Source organism: Mycobacterium sp. Dal123C01 (assembly GCF_052566995.1).
This window is the reverse complement of sequence record NZ_CP199580.1, coordinates 1,657,179-1,675,061: the sequence shown is the minus strand read 5'-3', so window position 1 is coordinate 1,675,061 and position 17,883 is coordinate 1,657,179. Positions and strand designations below refer to the sequence as shown.

At 66.9% G+C, this 17,883-nt stretch carries 11 protein-coding genes (1 of these 11 cut by a window edge); 6 read left to right on the top strand and 5 right to left on the bottom strand.

Annotated features, from left to right (window positions below; all coding sequences use genetic code 11):
- Nucleotides 1–4: 4 nt before the first annotated feature.
- Both ACTXG5_RS07870 and ACTXG5_RS07865 read right to left on the bottom strand, forming a co-directional pair.
- Complete coding sequence (locus tag ACTXG5_RS07870; RefSeq protein WP_445163144.1) at nt 5–1,051, bottom strand: aspartate-semialdehyde dehydrogenase; 1,047 nt, start codon at nt 1,049–1,051, stop codon at nt 5–7.
- A 2-nt stretch (nt 1,052–1,053) separates the two neighbouring features.
- Complete coding sequence (locus ACTXG5_RS07865) at nt 1,054–2,319, bottom strand: aspartate kinase (protein ID WP_445163143.1); 1,266 nt, start codon at nt 2,317–2,319, stop codon at nt 1,054–1,056.
- Between the two features lie 298 nt (nt 2,320–2,617).
- On the opposite strand from ACTXG5_RS07865, the gene leuA reads away from it, so the two are divergent.
- Nucleotides 2,618–4,450, top strand: a complete 1,833-nt coding sequence (gene leuA / locus ACTXG5_RS07860) for a 2-isopropylmalate synthase (RefSeq protein WP_445163142.1) — start codon at nt 2,618–2,620, stop codon at nt 4,448–4,450.
- Here leuA and ACTXG5_RS07855 read toward each other — a convergent pair whose 3' ends face one another.
- The gene (locus ACTXG5_RS07855) at nt 4,451–5,452 is read right to left on the bottom strand and encodes a DEDDh family exonuclease (RefSeq protein WP_445163141.1); all 1,002 of its coding nucleotides are present in this window, start codon (nt 5,450–5,452) and stop codon (nt 4,451–4,453) included.
- 133 nt (nt 5,453–5,585) lie between these two features.
- On the opposite strand from ACTXG5_RS07855, the gene ACTXG5_RS07850 reads away from it, so the two are divergent.
- From ACTXG5_RS07850 to ACTXG5_RS07840, 3 genes are read left to right on the top strand one after another with little or no spacing between them, the layout of a single operon-like run.
- On the top strand, nt 5,586–6,833 hold the full coding sequence (locus ACTXG5_RS07850) for a MurT ligase domain-containing protein (RefSeq protein WP_445163140.1): 1,248 nt from the start codon (nt 5,586–5,588) through the stop codon (nt 6,831–6,833).
- The gene (locus ACTXG5_RS07845) at nt 6,826–7,545 is read left to right on the top strand and encodes a type 1 glutamine amidotransferase (RefSeq protein ID WP_445163139.1); all 720 of its coding nucleotides are present in this window, start codon (nt 6,826–6,828) and stop codon (nt 7,543–7,545) included. The genes ACTXG5_RS07850 and ACTXG5_RS07845 overlap by 8 nt, the downstream gene beginning before the upstream one ends.
- 2 nt (nt 7,546–7,547) lie before the next feature.
- The gene (locus ACTXG5_RS07840) at nt 7,548–7,988 is read left to right on the top strand and encodes a hypothetical protein (protein WP_445163138.1); all 441 of its coding nucleotides are present in this window, start codon (nt 7,548–7,550) and stop codon (nt 7,986–7,988) included.
- 6 nt (nt 7,989–7,994) lie between these two features.
- Here the strand turns inward: ACTXG5_RS07840 and recR are convergent, their stop codons facing one another.
- Together recR and ACTXG5_RS07830 are read right to left on the bottom strand one after the other, a co-directional pair.
- Nucleotides 7,995–8,606, bottom strand: a complete 612-nt coding sequence (gene recR / locus ACTXG5_RS07835; RefSeq protein ID WP_445163137.1) for a recombination mediator RecR — start codon at nt 8,604–8,606, stop codon at nt 7,995–7,997.
- Between the two features lie 13 nt (nt 8,607–8,619).
- The gene (locus ACTXG5_RS07830) at nt 8,620–8,970 is read right to left on the bottom strand and encodes a YbaB/EbfC family nucleoid-associated protein (protein ID WP_445163136.1); all 351 of its coding nucleotides are present in this window, start codon (nt 8,968–8,970) and stop codon (nt 8,620–8,622) included.
- Between the two features lie 98 nt (nt 8,971–9,068).
- On the opposite strand from ACTXG5_RS07830, the gene ACTXG5_RS07825 reads away from it, so the two are divergent.
- Entirely contained in the window at nt 9,069–9,830 is a 762-nt protein-coding gene (locus ACTXG5_RS07825; RefSeq protein ID WP_445163135.1) for an Rv3717 family N-acetylmuramoyl-L-alanine amidase, read from the top strand.
- 522 nt (nt 9,831–10,352) lie between these two features.
- Nucleotides 10,353–17,883, top strand: the 5' end (the start) of a protein-coding gene (locus ACTXG5_RS07820) for a non-ribosomal peptide synthase/polyketide synthase (RefSeq protein ID WP_445163134.1). The gene runs 23,675 nt beyond the window's last position; the window shows 7,531 of its 31,206 coding nt (coding positions 1–7,531); the start codon lies at nt 10,353–10,355; the stop codon falls past the right edge of the window.

Genomic DNA, 17,883 nt, shown 5'->3' with positions numbered 1-17,883 from the left:
CGGATCACAGTTCGGCGGCGAGCAACTCGGCGATCTGAATCGTGTTGAGCGCCGCACCCTTTCGCAGGTTGTCCCCCGAGACGAACAGTGCCAGGCCGCGCCCATTCGGCACACCTTCGTCCTGCCGGATCCGGCCGACCAGCGACTCGTCGACTCCAGCCGCATCCAATGCGGTCGGCACGTCGACAACCTTCACGCCGGGCGCTGCGCCGAGCAACTCCCGCGCCCGTTCCGGGGAGATCGGCCGGGCGAACTCGGCGTTGATCGACAGCGAGTGCCCGGTGAACACCGGAACCCGCACGCAGGTCCCGCTCACCAGTAGATCGGGAATGCCAAGAATCTTGCGGCTCTCGGAGCGCAGCTTCTGGTCCTCGTCGGTCTCCCCGGATCCGTCGTCCACCAACGATCCGGCCAGCGGCACCACGTTGAAGGCGATGGGCGCGACGTAGGTCTTAGGCGCCGGAAACTCCAGTGCACTGCCGTCATGCACCAGCTGCTCAGCCTCGCCGACGACCGCGCGCGCCTGGGTCGCCAATTCCTCGACACCGGCCAAGCCACTGCCGGACACCGCTTGGTAACTCGAGACCACCAACCGCACCAGTTGGGCTTCCTCGTGCAGCGGCTCGAGCACCGGCATGGCGGCCATCGTGGTGCAGTTCGGGTTGGCGATGATGCCCTTAGGCCGGTTGGCGGCGTCGCGGGCGAAGTTGACCTCCGAGACCACCAACGGCACGTCCGGGTCCTTGCGCCAGGCCGAGGAGTTGTCGATCACGATCACCCCGGCGGCCGCGAACCGCGGAGCCTGCACCAGCGACATCGTCTTGCCGGCGGAGAACAGCGCGATGTCCAGGCCGGTCGGGTCCGCCGTCGCGGCGTCTTCGACCTCGATCTCCTGGCCGCGGAACGCCAGCTTGCGCCCCTGCGAGCGGGCGGACGCGAAGAACCGCACGCTCGTCGCCGGGAAGTCGCGCTCGTCGAGCAGCTTGCGCATCACCTGGCCCACCTGGCCGGTGGCGCCCACTACCCCTATCGCGAGCCTATTGGCGCCCATATCTATCGACCCGTCCCCGCATACACCGTGGCCTCCTCCTCACCGCCGAGGCCGAACGCCTCGTGCAACGCCACGACGGCCTTATCTAGTTCGGTGTCGCGGCACAGCACCGAGATGCGGATCTCGGAGGTGGAGATCAGCTCGATGTTGACGCCCACCTCAGCCAGCGCCTCACAGAACGTCGCGGTGACCCCGGGATGGCTGCGCATGCCCGCCCCGATCAGCGAGACCTTGCCGATGTGGTCGTCGTAGAGCAGCTGAGTGAAGCCGATCTCCTCCTTGAGGGAGTCCAGCTTGGCCACCGCGGTGGGCCCACTGTCGCGGGAACACGTGAAGGTGATGTCGGTCTTGCCGTCCTCGATCTTGGAGACGTTCTGCAGCACCATGTCGATGTTCACGTCGGCCTCGGCGATGGCCCGGAAGACGCGGGCCGCATACCCGGGGATGTCCGGGATTCCGACGACGGTCACCTTGGCCTCGCTGCGATCGTGCGCGACTCCGGTCAGAAGGGGGCTTTCCATGGGTGTGTCCTTGATCGATCCGACGACGACAGTGCCTAGTTTGTCCGAGTACGACGACCGGACGTGCACCGGCAAGTCGTAGCGGCGGGCGTATTCCACGCAGCGCAGCATCAGCACCTTGGCGCCGCACGCCGCCAGCTCGAGCATTTCCTCGAAGGTGACCGTGTCGAGCTTGCGGGCGTTGGGCACGATCCGCGGGTCCGCGCTGAAGATGCCGTCGACGTCGGTGTAGATCTCGCAGACGTCGGCGTGCAGGGCGGCGGCCAGCGCGACGGCCGTGGTGTCCGAGCCGCCGCGGCCCAGCGTGGTGACGTCCCGGCTGTCCTGGCTGACGCCCTGGAAGCCGGCGACCAACACGATGTCGCCCTCGTCGAGCGCGGATCGCAACCGGGTCGGCGTGACGTCGATGATCTTCGCGTTGCCATGGGTGCCGGTGGTGATGACACCGGCTTGCGAGCCGGTGAACGACCGGGCCCGGGCACCGAGCGATTCGACCGCCATGGCCACCAGGGCATTGGAGATGCGCTCCCCGGCCGTCAGCAGCATGTCCAGTTCGCGGGCCGGCGGCACCGGGCACACCTGCTGAGCCAGATCCAGCAGGTCATCGGTGGTGTCGCCCATCGCCGAGACCACCACAACGACGTCGTTGCCCTGCTTTTTGGTCTCGACGATGCGTTCCGCGACACGACGGATCCGATCGGCGTCGGCCACCGAGGATCCGCCGTACTTCTGTACGACGAGCGCCACTGTTTCTTTGCCTGCCCTTCCGGACCTACAGACGTGCTTTAAGTCCACAACAGGATACGGTGCCGGCGCATCTCAATTAACGTCGCGATGCTGGCCTGTGGCCCAGGACACCGCACGCTCGATGCCAGGTGGTGGCCCTTTGGTGCGGTTTTGGTGATCAAGCTGATCGCGGTAGAGTTCAGAGCGTGCAGCGGGTGCTCCTCCTCGGACGCCGCGACGGGGTCTGATCCAGACTGGCCTCCCGTCGCGGGGGTTCGCGATGCGCCGGTCTGAAGTCCCTTCTGACATCCCCGGAGCAATGATCGTGACCAACTTTCCTGAGTCTGCCCATCCCGACGCATACACCTCGTCGTCTTTCAAGGCCCGCACCGTCACCAAGCCCGCGGGCCCACCCCATCCCGACCAGCCCACATGGAATCCGCAGCGCGGCTCGTCGATGCCGGTCAACCGATACCGGCCGTTCGCCGAGGAAGTCGAGCCGATCAAGCTGGCCGACCGCATCTGGCCGGACCGCGTCATCGACAGCGCCCCCTTGTGGTGCGCAGTGGATCTGCGCGACGGCAACCAGGCACTGATCGACCCGATGAGCCCGGCCCGCAAGCGGCGCATGTTCGACCTGCTGGTTGGCATGGGCTACAAGGAGATTGAGGTCGGATTCCCGTCGGCCAGTCAGACCGACTTCGACTTCGTTCGCGAGATCATCACCGACGGCGCCATACCCGAGGACGTCACCATCCAGGTGCTGACCCAATGCCGACCGGAGCTGATCGAGCGCACCTTCGAGGCGTGTGCGGGCGCGTCGCGGGCGATCGTGCACTTCTACAACTCGACCTCAATCCTGCAGCGCCGCGTGGTATTTCGCGCGGACCGGGCCGCGGTGCAGGCCATCGCGACCGAGGGCGCGCGCAAGTGCGTCGAGGAGGCCGCCAAATACCCGGGCACCCAATGGCGATTCGAGTATTCGCCGGAGTCCTATACGGGAACGGAACTCGAGTACGCCAAGCAGGTGTGCGACGCCGTCGGCGACATCATTGCACCGACACCGGACAACCCGATCATCTTCAATCTGCCCGCCACGGTGGAGATGGCCACCCCCAACGTCTACGCCGACTCGATCGAGTGGATGAGCCGCAACCTGGCCAACCGCGAGTCGGTGATCCTGAGCCTGCATCCACACAACGACCGCGGAACCGCCGTCGCCGCAGCCGAATTGGGCTATCAGGCGGGCGCGGACCGGATCGAGGGCTGCCTGTTCGGCAACGGGGAGCGCACCGGAAACGTGTGTCTGGTGACCCTGGGGTTGAACCTGTTCTCCCGCGGCGTGGACCCGCAGATCGACTTCTCCAACATCGACGAGATCCGCAGGACGGTGGAGTACTGCAATCAGCTGCCGGTGCATGAACGGCACCCCTACGGCGGCGATCTGGTCTACACCGCGTTCTCCGGCAGCCACCAGGACGCCATCAACAAGGGCCTGGACCAGATGAAGGTCGACGCCGACGCCGCGGACACCGACGTCGAGGACATGCTCTGGCAGGTGCCGTATCTGCCGATCGACCCCAAGGACGTCGGGCGCACCTACGAGGCGGTGATCCGGGTCAACTCGCAGTCCGGCAAGGGCGGGGTGGCCTACATCATGAAGGCCGACCATGGCCTGGCCCTGCCGCGGCGGCTGCAGATCGAGTTCTCCCAAGTAATCCAGAAGATGGCCGACGGCGAGGGCGGTGAGGTCTCGCCCAAGGAGATGTGGGAAGCCTTCTCCGAGGAGTACCTGGCGCCGATTCTGCCGCTGGAGCGCATGAAGCAGCGCGTCGATGCTCCCGAGGAGGACACCGGCACGACCAGCATCACCGCGACCGTGAAGATCAACGGAACCGAGACCGAGATCAGCGGCGTCGGAAACGGCCCGTTGGCCGCGTTCGTCGATGCGCTCGGCGGTGTCGGGTTCGACGTTGCCGTGCTGGACTACTCGGAGCACGCGATGAGCGCCGGTGACGACGCTCAAGCGGCGGCGTATGTGGAGGCTTCGGTGGGCGGCCGCACGGTGTGGGGTGTGGGCACCGCCCCATCGATCACCACCGCGTCACTGCGGGCCGTGGTGTCCGCGGTCAACCGCGCGGCCCGCGGCTGATCAGAACAGCGCGAGCTGCTCGTCGGCCGCCGTGGCGTCGACGAACTCTTCCATGCTGGTGCCGCCGACGACGGTGCCGACGCCGTCCATGAACTGCGCATCGGACACCAACGGCACCCCCAGCTGCTGGGCCTGATAGCCCTTGCCCTGCTCGGGGGCATCGTCGTTGCAGACCACCACGGACGTCTCTCGGTCGACGACATCGGTGTAGGCCAGCCCGGCGTGCAGGATCCGCTCGACGAGTTCCTCGTGCGTGCGCCTGACCTCGGCGGCCAGCGCCACCCGCATGCCCTGGACCAGCGGCCTGCCGCGGACATACGGCCCCGGGTTCAGATAGGGGCAGGGCATCCGGGAAGCCAGCGCCTTCAACGGGCGCAGCTCGTCGTGGGTCACTCGGCCGTTGGGCCAGCGTCGCCGGGTGACCGGACGCACCGGCAGCCAGATGTCTCGCTCGCGTGCCCGCTCGAGCGCGGACGCGAGAACCCCGGTCAACACCAGTGCGTCGTCGAAGGCGTCGTGCGGCCGCTCCTGGGTCACGCCCCAGTGCGCGGCGAGGGTCTCCAACCGCAGATTGTCGACGCCGAGATTGAGGCGCCGGGCCAGCTCGACGGTGCACATCACGGTGTCGATGGGAAGTTCGGTGCCGGTGAGCTCGGCCTCCGCGGCCAGGAATGCGTAGTCGAACGCGACGTTGTGAGCCACCAGCGTGCGGCCGCGCAGCACCTCGACCACGTCGCCGATGATGTCGCCGAATTGCGGCTGGTCCTCGAGCATGGCGGCGGTCAGCCCGTGCACGTGGGTGGGTCCCGGATCCACCCCGGGATTGAGCAGGCTGACGACGGACTGCTCGACGCGGCCGTCGGCGTCGAGTCCGAGCGCCGCGAGACTGATGACCCGCGCCTGACCGGGCCGGAAACCTGAGGTTTCGACGTCGACGACGGCCCGACCTGCGTCCGGATCGGTCGCCGGTCGGCCCCAGTGCGTCCGAATTTTGGGGCTCATGGACTGAGAATGGCACGTCGGACCGACATCGCCCGGTCGCTGCGCATTCGTGTCGGCCCTTGTCTTGTCGGGAGGGCGACCCGCTGCACCCGGCGCAAAGCGCCGCGCTTGCGAGCGCCCTTAACCTTTACGGGTGATCACCACCCGCGCACGTCTGGCTCTCGCCGCAGGAGCGAGCGCGCGATGGGCGTCGCGGGTCACCGGACGGGGGGCCGGGGCGATGATCGGCGGCTTGGTCGCGATGACGCTGGATCGATCGATCCTGCGCCAGCTCGGCGCCGGACGGCGCACGGTCGTCGTCACCGGAACCAACGGCAAGTCCACGACCACCCGGATGGCCGCGGCCGCGCTGGCGACCATCGGCCCGAAGGGCCCGACAAGCCGCGTAGCCACCAACGCCGAAGGCGCCAATATGGACGCCGGTCTGGTGGCTGCCCTGGCCGCCGACCGCAGCGCCGAGCTGGCCGCCCTGGAAGTCGACGAGATGCACGTGCCGCACGTTTCCGATGCCGTCGACCCCAGCGTCATCGTGCTGCTCAACCTGTCGCGTGATCAGCTGGACCGGGTCGGCGAGATCAACGTGATCGAACGCACGCTGCGGGCCGGGCTGGCCCGGCACCCGAACGCGGTGGTGGTCGCCAACTGCGACGACGTGCTGATGACCTCGGCCGCCTACGACAGCTCGAACGTGGTGTGGGTGGCCGCCGGCGGCGCATGGGCGAACGACTCGGTCAGCTGTCCACGCAGCGGCGAGGTGATCGTCCGCGACCACGGCCACTGGTACAGCACCGGTGCCGATTTCAAGCGGCCCAGTCCGCAGTGGTGGTTCGACGACGACACGTTGTACGGGCCCGACGGGTTGGCCCTGCCGATGCGGCTGGCGCTGCCCGGCACGGTGAACCGCGGCAATGCCGCCCAGGCCGTCGCGGCTGCCGTCGCGCTGGGCGCCGATCCCGCGGCAGCGGTTGCGGCGGTGTCCGGGGTGGACGAGGTCGCGGGACGCTACCGGACCGTGCGGATCGGCCAGCATGACGCGCGGATTCTGCTGGCCAAGAACCCGGCCGGCTGGCAGGAAGCGCTGTCGATGGTCGACAAGCACGCGGCCGGGGTGGTGATCTCGGTCAACGGGCAGGTGCCCGACGGCGAGGACCTGTCGTGGTTGTGGGACGTGCGCTTCGAGCACTTCGAGGAAACCGCCGTCGTGGCGGCCGGCGAACGCGGCACCGACCTGGCGGTGCGCCTGGGCTACGCGGGCGTCGGGCACACCCTGGTGCACGACACCCTGTCGGCGATCGCGTCCTGCCCGCCGGGGCAAGTCGAGGTCGTCGCCAACTACACCGCCTTCCTGCAGCTGCACCGAGCGTTGGCCCGCCATGGCTGACGCAGGGTCTTTGTCCACGGTGCGGATCGGGCTGGTGTTGCCCGACGTGATGGGCACCTACGGCGATGGCGGCAACGCGGTAGTGCTGCGCCAACGGCTACGGCTGCGGGATGTCGCCGCCGAGATCGTGGAGATCACGCTGGACGATCCCGTGCCGGAGTCCTTGGACTTGTACACCCTGGGCGGCGCCGAGGATTACGCGCAGCGGCTGGCCACCCGGCATCTGCTGCGGTACCCGGGCCTGCAGCGCGCCGCGGAGCGTGGCGCACCCGTGCTGGCGATCTGCGCGGCCGTCCAGGTGCTCGGGCACTGGTACGAGACGTCGTCGGGGGAACGCGTCGACGGCGTGGGCATGCTGGATGCGACGACCTCCCCGCAGACCGGACGCACCATCGGCGAGCTGGTGAGCAAGCCGCTGCTCGCCGGGTTGACCCAGCAGCTCACCGGCTTTGAGAACCACCGCGGCGGCACCGTGCTGGGCCCCGCCGCCTCGCCGTTGGGCGCCGTCGTCAAGGGCGCGGGCAACCGGGTCGGTGACGGCTTTGACGGCGTGCTTCAGGGCAGCGTCGTAGCGACCTACCTGCATGGACCGTGTCTGGCCCGCAATCCGGAGCTGGCCGACCTGCTGCTGAGCAAGGTGGTGGGCGAGCTGGCACCGCTGGAGCTACCCGAGGTGGACCTGCTGCGCCGCGAGCGACTGGCGGCGCGCTAGCCGTGCCGGCCGAGATGGCGAAGATCAGCGGGCGACTGGCCGCCGGCGCACTGCTCGGCGCGGCCGCAATGATCACATCGTCGACGCCGGCGCACGCCGCCCCGGAAGTCCCAATGGGCCGGTACAACGTGCGCTACCCGGACAACGACAAGTCGACCGCCTGGCTGTTCGCCCCGTGCGGATCGGACTGCACCCTGGCGACCTCGCAAGATGGCGGGACGTTCATCATCAGCTGGGAATTCGACCTCGCCAATGGACGCTGGACTCACAGCGGCATGGCCCAGGCGCCGTGCCCGAACGGCGCCTCGTTCCCGGTGACCGTCAACTACAGCTTCGACGCCGTGTCGCTTGCCGGCCAAGGCCAGACGACGGCGACGTCGGACGCGTGTGGCGGAGAGCCGGGCAAGACCTTTACCAGGTCATTCCAATTGAGCAAAGCCTGAGGAGCGTCAGACCATGGCCCGGCGGCCGGTGAGCGCGCGCCCCAGCGTCAGCTCATCGGCGAACTCCAAGTCACCGCCCATCGGCAGCCCGGACGCGATCCGCGTCACGATCAGGCCGGGAATGTCACGGAGCACTCGGACCAGGTAGGTAGCCGTCGCCTCGCCCTCGGTGTTCGGGTCGGTCGCGATGATCACCTCGCTGATGTCCACCCCGTCGACCCGCTCGCCGATGCGGCTCAGCAACTCGCGGATCCGCAGCTGCTCGGGTCCCACGCCGGATAGCGGATCAAGCGCGCCGCCCAGGACGTGGTAGCGGCCGCGAAATTCGCGAGTGCGCTCGACGGCCTGGATGTCTTTGGGTTCCTCGACGACACATACCTGCGTGCCGTCCCGGCGCGGGTCGCCGCAGATTCGGCATCGCTCGTCGTCGGAAACGTTGCCGCACACGGCGCAGAAGCGGACGCCGTCGCGCACTTTCGCCAGTACCGCGGTGAGTCGGTCGATGTCCGGCGGTTCGACCGACAACAAGTGAAAAGCAATACGCTGCGCGCTCTTTGGCCCGATACCCGGCAGCTTGCCGAGCTCGTCGATCAGATCCTGGACAGGTCCCTCAAACATGTCGGTAGGTAAGTCAGAGCCCTGGCATTTGAGTTGGTGGGGCCGGTGGGGCGGGTGGGCCGCCCAAGCCGGCGGTCAGCGACCCCAACTGCTCCTGCGCCATCGTGGTGACTTGCTTGGAGGCGTCGACCATGGCGCCGACGATCAAGTCCTGCAAGGTCTCGATGTCCGAGGGGTCGACGACCTGGGGATCGATCTTCACCGCGACCACCTCACCGCTGCCTTTGACGACGACCTCAACCAGGCCTCCACCGGCTTGACCACGCACCTCGGCGTTCGCGAGCTGATGCTGAGCTTCCATCAGCTTTTGCTGCATCTGCTGCGCCTGGGCGAGCAGCGCCGACATATCGCCTCCGGGTTGCATGACAATCCCCTCGCATCTTGGTCTCGAGTTGGTGTCGCCTGTGGGTGTCGGGCGATTCGAAACACCCAGCGTAGACCGCGCGGCGTTACCTTTGCGCCGTGGATCTACGAGTGAGCAGGCGTGTCGGAATCAAATTGGTGGTCGGCGCGCTGGCTGCTGCGTCGACAGCGATCACTCCGAGCGCGAACGCGGTCCCCTCCAATATCGCCGGCATGGTCGTTTTCATCGACCCCGGCCACAACGGCTCCAATGACGCTTCCATCGGTCGGCAAGTGACCACCGGCCGAGGCGGCACCAAGGACTGCCAGACCAGCGGAACCGCGACCAACTCCGGTTACCAGGAACACACGTTCACCTGGGACACCGCGCTGCGGGTTCGGGCTGCACTGAACGCATTGGGAGTCAGGACCGCCCTGTCCCGGGGCAACGACTCCGGACTGGGACCGTGTATCGATGAGCGCGCCAACGTGGCCAACTCGTTGCGGCCCAACGCGATCCTGAGCATCCACGCCGACGGCGGCCCACCGTCCGGCCGGGGATTCCACGTCAACTATTCGGCCCCACCACTGAACCAGGTGCAGGCTGGACCGTCGGTGCAGTACGCGCGGATCATGCGCGATCAGCTACAGGCTTCCGGGATCCCGCCGGCCACCTACATCGGCCAAAACGGGCTGTACGGGCGTTCGGACCTGACCGGTCTCAACCTGGCGCAGTACCCCGCGATTCTGGTCGAGTGCGGGAACATGAAGAATCCCGTGGATTCGGCGCTGATGGAGTCCGCCGACGGCCGGCAGAAATACGCCGACGCACTTGTCCGCGGCGTCGCGGGCTTCTTGGCAACCCAGGGCCAGGCGCGCTGAGCCCGCTCCCCCACTGAGGCGCGCTACCACGAGATTCGGGTGGCGGCGCAGCCTTACGGCCGGTAGCGTGTTTTGCAGGGCGCTTGGCTCGGGATGGCCAGGAGACCGGATTGGTTGTGGCTCAAGCAGTTTCGCAGTGCGGACTTGGCTGCGCGAAAAATCATAGCTGATACCTAGCTAACATTATGGACTTTGCCAAAACCCCTGTCGGAGCCTGTTTGAGTCCACTAGGGTTTGTTCCACTCATGTCGATTAGACGTGTGGAGAGAACCAGTGAGCAACAACCCGTCGATGACGACAACGACAGCTTTTTCATCAGGGTCAACGACGACCAGCAGTACCCCCGGGGGTGGGCCCCCGCCGACTCATTGCGAGCGGGCGGGTGGTTCGCCACGACGCGACCCGCGCGGCGATTTTGGGCTGCGTCGCAAGATATTGCACCGATATTCGGTCATAGAAACTGTGGAATCCAGCGCCAGGTAAGGCCTTTATTCCGTAAGCCTTTTGAGTAGGGGAGGCCGGATGGAACTTGACGCCCGCGCCCTTCCGCTGACGCGCCGACAATTAGATATTTGGCTCGCCCAGGAAACAGGTCACTCGGGGGTGGAGTGGCAGCTTGGTCTTTTCGCCAAGATCGAGGGTGCGCTCGATCCTGATTTGCTTGAGCTGGCGATCAGCAAAGCATTGTATGAGGCCGAGCCGTGTCGGTCTGTTTTCTTTGAGGTGAATGGCCAGGTTTTCCAAAGAGTGTTGGATTACCCGGATTTCGAGTTGGCTTTCCATGACGTGAGCGGCTCACCGGATCCGGAGCGGGAAGCCCGTGAGATGGCCTCATTGATCCAACACACACCGATGCCGCTTACTGACCGGTTGTTCAAATTTGCGTTATTTCGCACGGCGCCTGCTGAGTACTACTGGTTCACGTGCTGTCACCACATTGTCCTGGACGGATTGGGCATTGCGCTGGTCGGCCGTCGGATTGCGGCGATCTATTCGGCAATGGCTTCTGGCACGCCGCTCTCTGCTACTTACTTCGGCTCGTTGCAGGATCTGGTTGGCGGGGAGTTGGAGTACGAGGCGTCGACCGACTATCTGGAAGATCAGGCCTACTGGAGCAAGAACCTTCCGTCGGAAGGCGGACCGGACTATCGATTGCCGCAGGTCGCAGGCCGGCAGGATGCGTCTGCGCCGACCGCGCCGGTTCAACTGGATCGGGGTGTCGTTGGCCCGATCAAGGCGTTGTCCAAAGCGTTGGGTGTGCGCCGATCGTCGCTCCTCACGGCGGCGTGCGCCCTGTTGGTGCGCGGATGCACCGAGGGTTCGGAGGTGGTGTTCGATTTCCCGGTCAGCAGGCGAGTGGATCCGGGGTCGAAGTTGCTTCCCGGGATGGTCGCCGGGGTGGTACCGCTGGTATTGCAAGCCCCGCCGGGAGCGACGGTCGCCGATTTTTGCCGGCATGTGGATACGCGGTGCCGAGAAGCGCTGCGGCACCAGCGGTTTCCGGTGCACACGTTGGATGGCGCTAGGCAGGCGACAAATCGGGTCATCATTAACTTCATCCCGAACAGAATGACCCTGAACCTGGGGGATGTTCTCGCCACGGCCACCTATACGACTTTCGGCCCGGTCGCTCACTTCGGATTGTTCTTCGTCGGGACAGGTGAGGAACAATTCCTCACTACGGCCGGGGCGGGGCAACCATTTTCGAGTTTCGACGTCGCGGATTTGGCCGAGCGGTTACAGCAGATATTGGTGGCGATGACCACCGACCCGACACGGTCATTGTCGTCGGTGCTACTACTCGACGCCGCCGAGCAGGCCCACCTCGATGCGATCGGTAACCGGGCGGTGCTCACCGCGCCCACACCCACGCCGGTGTCGGTTCCCGCCTTGTTCGCCGGGCAAGTTGCGCGCACCCGCGATGCGGTGGCGGTGACCTTCGAAGGCCGCTCCACGACCTACCGCGAACTCGACGAGGCCGCCAACCGCTTAGCCCACCTGCTCGCCGGCGAGGGGGCGGGCCCGGGACAGTCTGTGGCGCTGCTGTTTTCGCGTTCGACCGAGGCCGTCATCGCGATTTTGGCGGTATCGAAAACCGGGGCGGCCTACCTACCGATCGACCCGGCCCAACCCGCGGCCCGGATTGAGTTCATGCTCGCCGATGCCGCGCCGATCGCCGCGCTGACCACCAGCGGACTATCCGACCGGCTGGACGGATACAACCTGCGGGTCATCGACACCGACGACCCTCGCCTGCCCACCCAGCCCAGCACGGCGTTGCCGGCACCGGCGGGCGGGGACATCGCCCACATCATCTACACCTCGGGCACCACCGGCGTGCCCAAGGGCGTGGCCATCACCCACCACAACATCACCCAACTGCTCGACTCACTGGATGCCGGCCTACCACCGGGACAGGTATGGACCCAGTGTCACTCGTATGCGTTCGACTTCTCGGTGTGGGAGATCTGGGGTGCGCTGCTGCACGGCGGGCGGCTGGTAGTGGTGCCCGAGTCGGTGACCAGCTCACCGGAAGACTTCCACGCGCTGCTGGTCAGCGAGGGCGTCACCGTGCTCACCCAGACCCCCTCGTCGGTGGCGGCGTTGTCCCCGGACGGTTTGGGATCGGCGTCGTTGCTGGTCGGCGGCGAGGCGTGCCCCGCCGAGGTGGTCGATCGATGGGCTCCCGGACGCGTGATGATCAACGCGTACGGCCCCACCGAAACCACGATCTATGCGGCGATGAGCGCACCCCTGACAGCGGGGGCAGCGGTGCCGATCGGTGCGCCGGTATCGACCGCGGCGCTGTTCGTGCTCGACGACTGGCTGCGCCCGGCGCCCGCAGGGGTGGTCGGCGAGCTGTACGTGGCCGGTCCCGGCGTGGGATACGGCTATGTCGGTCGAGGCCCGTTGACGGCATCGCGGTTTGTGGCCTCCCCCTTCGGGGAGCCCGGGGCGCGGATGTATCGCACCGGGGACCTGGTGCGCTGGGGTGCCGATGGGCAGCTGGAGTATGCCGGGCGCGCCGATGACCAGGTCAAGATCCGCGGGTACCGCATCGAACTCGGCGAAATCCGTGCTGCCCTAACCGGTTTGGAAGGGGTGGAGCAGGCGGCGGTGATCGCCCGCGAGGACCACCCCGGCGCCAAACGTTTGGTCGGCTACATCACCGGAACCGCCGACCCGGCCTTCGTACGCGCCCAGCTGGCCGAACAGCTGCCGCCCTACCTGGTGCCGGCCGCGGTACTGGTGATCGACGCATTGCCGTTGACGGTCAACGGCAAACTCGACACCCGCGCCCTGCCGGCACCGGACTACCGCGACGTCGATCACTACCGCGCGCCGGCCACCGCCGTCGAGGAGATCCTGGCCGGGATCTACGCCCAGGTGCTGGGAGTGGAGCGGGTGGGGGTCGAGGACTCGTTCTTCGACTTGGGCGGGGATTCGCTGTCGGCGATGCGGGTGATCGCCGCGATCAACACCGGCCTGGATGCCGGTCTTTCGGTGCGGGCATTGTTCGAGGCCCCAACGATCACCCAGCTGGCCCCCCACATCGGAACCGGCCGGGGCAGGCTGCAACCGTTGACTGCCGGGGAGCGGCCGGCGGCGGTCCCGTTGTCGTTCGCCCAATCCCGGTTGTGGTTCCTGGACCAGTTGCAGGGGCCGTCCCCGGTGTACAACATTGCGGTGGCGCTGCGGCTGTCCGGCCACCTGGATGTCGACGCACTGGCTGCTGCACTGGGTGACGTGATCGCCCGTCATGAGAGCCTGCGGACGGTATTCCCAGCCGTCGAGGACACACCGCGGCAAGTAGTGGTGCCCGCCGATCAGGCCGAGTTTGGTTGGCAGGTCATCGATTCCAACGGATGGACCGCAACCCGGCTGAACGAGGCTATCGACGCAGCCGCGCGCCACACTTTCGATCTGACCGCCGAGATTCCCTTGTGGGCAACCCTTTTCCACGTCGGCGATGACGAGCATGTGCTGGTAGGCATCGTGCACCACATCGCCGCTGACGGCTGGTCGATCGCCCCGCTGGTGCGCGATCTGGACGAGGCGTATTCCTCCCGGTGTGTGGGAGAGGCACCGGGTTGGGCCGAATTGCCAGTGCAGTACGTCGATTACACGCTGTGGCAGCACGCGCAGTTCGGTGATCTGGACGATCCCGACAGCCCCATCGCATCCCAATTGACCTACTGGGAAGACGCGCTGACCGGAATGCCCGAAGTGTTGCCGCTGCCCGCCGATCGGCCTTACCCGCCGGTGGCCGATCAGCGTGGGGCCAGCGTGGCCGTCCAGTGGCCGGCCGAGTTGCAGCAGCGGGTGCGCGAGGTGGCGCGCGAACACAATGCGACCAGCTTCATGGTGGTCCAGGCTGCCCTGGCGGTGCTGTTGTCGGCCGTTAGCTCGAGTTCCGATGTGGCCGTGGGCTTTCCGATCGCGGGACGTCGTGACCCCGCACTCGAGGAGCTGGTGGGCTTTTTCGTCAACACCCTGGTGCTGCGCGTGGATGTGGCCGGGGATCCCACTGTCGCGGAGTTGCTGGCTCAGGTCCGGGCGAGCAGCCTGGCCGCCTACGAACACCAAGACGTGCCCTTCGAAATGCTCGTCGAACGGCTCAACCCCACCCGAAGCCTGACCCATCACCCGCTGGTACAGGTGATGTTGGGCTGGCAGAACGCCGAGCCCGCCGAATGGACTTTGGGCGATATGCAGGCCACCGCGCTGCCGATCGATACCCGCACCGCGCGAATGGATTTGGCGTTTTCCTTGGCCGAATGCTTCACCGCAGCTGGTGAGCCCGGCGGGGTCTCCGGGACGGTGGAATACCGGACCGATGTGTTCGACGCGGCCACTATTGAGGCGTTGATCCGGCGGTGGCAGCGAGTGCTGGTGGCCATGACTACCGATGCGGCACAACGGCTTTCCTCGATTCAGCTGCTGGATTCCGACGAGCACGACCGCCTCGACGACATCGGCAACCGCGCCGTCCTGACCCAGCCGGCGACCCGGGCATCTGTTCCGGCGCTGTGGGCCGCGCAGGTGGCTCGCGCCCCGGCGGCGGTGGCGGTGACTTTCGAGGGCAGGTCGATGACCTACGGCGAGGTTGACGCGGCCGCCAACCGGTTGGCGCACCTGCTGGCTTCCGAAGGTGCGGGTCCCGGAGAGTCCGTGGCGCTGCTGTTTTCGCGGTCGGCCGAGGCGATCATCGCAATCTTGGCGGTACTCAAGACCGGTGCGGCGTATCTGCCGATCGACCCGGCCCATCCGTCGGCCCGGATCGAGTTCATGGTGGCCGATGCCGCACCGATCGCCGCGATCACCTCCGCGGAGCTGCGGTCGCGGTTGCAGGACTGCGACCTGTGGGTCATCGATGTCGACGACCCCCGCATAGACACCCAGCCTGCCACCGCGCCGCCCGCGCCGTCGCCCGACGACATCGCCCACATCATCTACACCTCGGGTACGACCGGCGTCCCGAAAGGTGTTGCGGTCACTCACCACAACGTCACTCAGCTGTTCGACTCGCTGGATGCTGGCCTGGAACTGTCACCGGGACAAGTGTGGACGCAGTGCCATTCGTACGCGTTCGACTTCTCGGTGTGGGAGATCTGGGGCGCGCTGCTACACGGCGGCCGGTTGGTGGTGGTGCACGAGGCGGTGGCCGGCTCACCGGAAGACTTCCACGCCCTGCTAGTCGCTGAACAGGTAACCGTTCTCACCCAGACGCCGTCGGCGGTCGGGATGCTTTCCCGGCAGGGGTTGGAGTCGACGGCGCTGGTGATCGGCGCTGAACCCTGCCCCGCCGAGGTGGTGGATCGCTGGGCGCGCGGACGGGTGATGGTCAACGTCTACGGCCCGACCGAGACGACGATGTGGGCGTCCAAGAGCGCGCCGCTCGCGCCGGGTTCGGGTGTGCCGCCGATCGGTTCGCCGGTGTCGGGGGCGGCGTTCTTTGTTCTCGATCAGTGGTTGCGCCCGGTGCCCGTCGGGGTGGTCGGCGAGCTGTATCTGGCCGGCCGCGGGGTGGGGTCCGGGTACGTACACCGGGCGGGCTTGACCGCATCGCGATTCATGGCCTGCCCGTTCGCGGGGGCCGGCTCCCCTGGACAAAGAATGTATCGCACCGGGGACCTGGTGCGGTGGCGTCCCGACGGACAGCTCGACTACCTGGGCCGCGCGGACGAGCAGGTGAAGATCCGCGGCTACCGCATCGAACTCGGCGAAATCCGATCAGCCCTAGCCGGTTTGGCTGGCGTAGAGCAGGCCGTCGTCGTCGCCCGCGAGGACCGCCCCGGCGCCAAACGCCTCGTCGGCTACATCACCGGAACCGCCGACCCCAGCCAGGCACGCGCCGCCCTGGCCGAGCGGCTCCCGCCGTACATGGTGCCGTCGGCGGTGGTGCCGATCGAGGCGTTGCCGATGACGGTCAACGGCAAACTCGATACCGCCGCCTTGCCCGCACCCGAGTACCACGACGCCGATCAGTACCGTGCCCCCACCGACGCCATCGAGGAGATCCTGGCCGGCATCTATGCCCAAGTTTTGGGATTGCCGCAAGTCGGGGTCGATGAGTCGTTCTTCGACCTAGGTGGGGACAGCATCTTGTCGATGCAGGTGGTGTCCCGGGCCCGCACGGCAGGTGTGTTGTGCCGTCCGCGTGACATTTTCGTCGAGCAGACCGTGGCCCGGGTCGCCCGAGTTGCCAGTGTCGCAACCGATGAGGCCGGCGTCGTCGATGAGGGTGTGGGCGAGGTGCTGGCCACCCCGATCATCCGCTGGCTGGAGGGCGTAGCCGGCCGCATCGAGCAGTTCAACCAGACGGTGATCGTGCACGCGCCCGCCGCGGTGACCGAAGCCGACGTGGTGGTCGTGCTGCAGGCGTTGCTCGATCGACACGCGATGCTGCGCCTGCGCGTCGACAACGACGGCGCCGGAGGCTGGTCATTATGGGCGCCCGCGCCCGGGTCGGTGGACGCGCGCGGCTGCCTGCACGCCGTCGATGAGCTGTCCGACGAGGCGCTGGTGGAAGCCCGGGCCCTGTTGAACCCGGCCACCGGGACGATGCTGAGTGCATTGTGGGTGGCGCCGCTGCGCGACCTGGTGTTGATCGTTCACCATCTGGCCGTCGATGGGGTGTCGTGGCGAGTCCTGCTGGAAGACATCAATCTTGCCTGGAGCCAGCACCGCAGCGGGCAAGAGGTGATGTTGCCTGCGCCGGGGACATCTTTTGCTCGTTGGGCGTCGCGGCTCGATGATTACACCCGCACCCCCGAGGTCGCGGCGCAGGCAGAGGCGTGGCGGCAGGTGGCGGCGACCCCGGCCATGTTGCCGGCGGTGCAACCCGAGGTGGATACCTACGCCAGTGCGGGGCGGTTGTCGGTGGACTTGGACGTCGAGACGACCCGGGCGTTGGTGGGTGTGGTGCCCGCGGCGTTTCACGCTGGGGTGCAAGACATTCTGCTCATCGCGTTCGGATTGGCCTGGGCCGAGTTCTTGGGTACCGGTGGTGCACCGATCGGTATCGATGTCGAAGGCCATGGCCGCCACGACGACCTGATCGGCGAGGTGGACTTGTCTCGCACGGTGGGCTGGTTCACCACCAAATACCCGGTGTCACTGGTGGTTGGGGGATTGTCCTGGGCGCAGGTGGTTGCCGGTGAGTCCGCGCTGGGACCGGTGATCAAGGACGCCAAAGAGCAGCTGCGCGCCCTGCCCGACGGCCTGACCTACGGGCTGCTGCGCTACCTCAACTCCGAGGTGGATCTCGACTCAGCTGACCCGGCGATCGGGTTCAACTACTTCGGGCGACTGGGTGCGGGCACTGGTGCCGTCGAGCTCTCCGATGGTTTGTGGCGGCTCGGCGAGGACGGTGTGTCGGTCGCCGCCGTGGCCTCAGCGATCCCAATGCCGTTGGGGCACACCGTGGAACTCAACGCCGGCACCCTCGACACCGACGCTGGCCCGCATTTGCACGCCACCTGGACTTGGGCGACCTCGGCGCTCGATGACGGGCAAGTCGGGCGGCTCAGCCAATTGTGGTTCGGCGCCC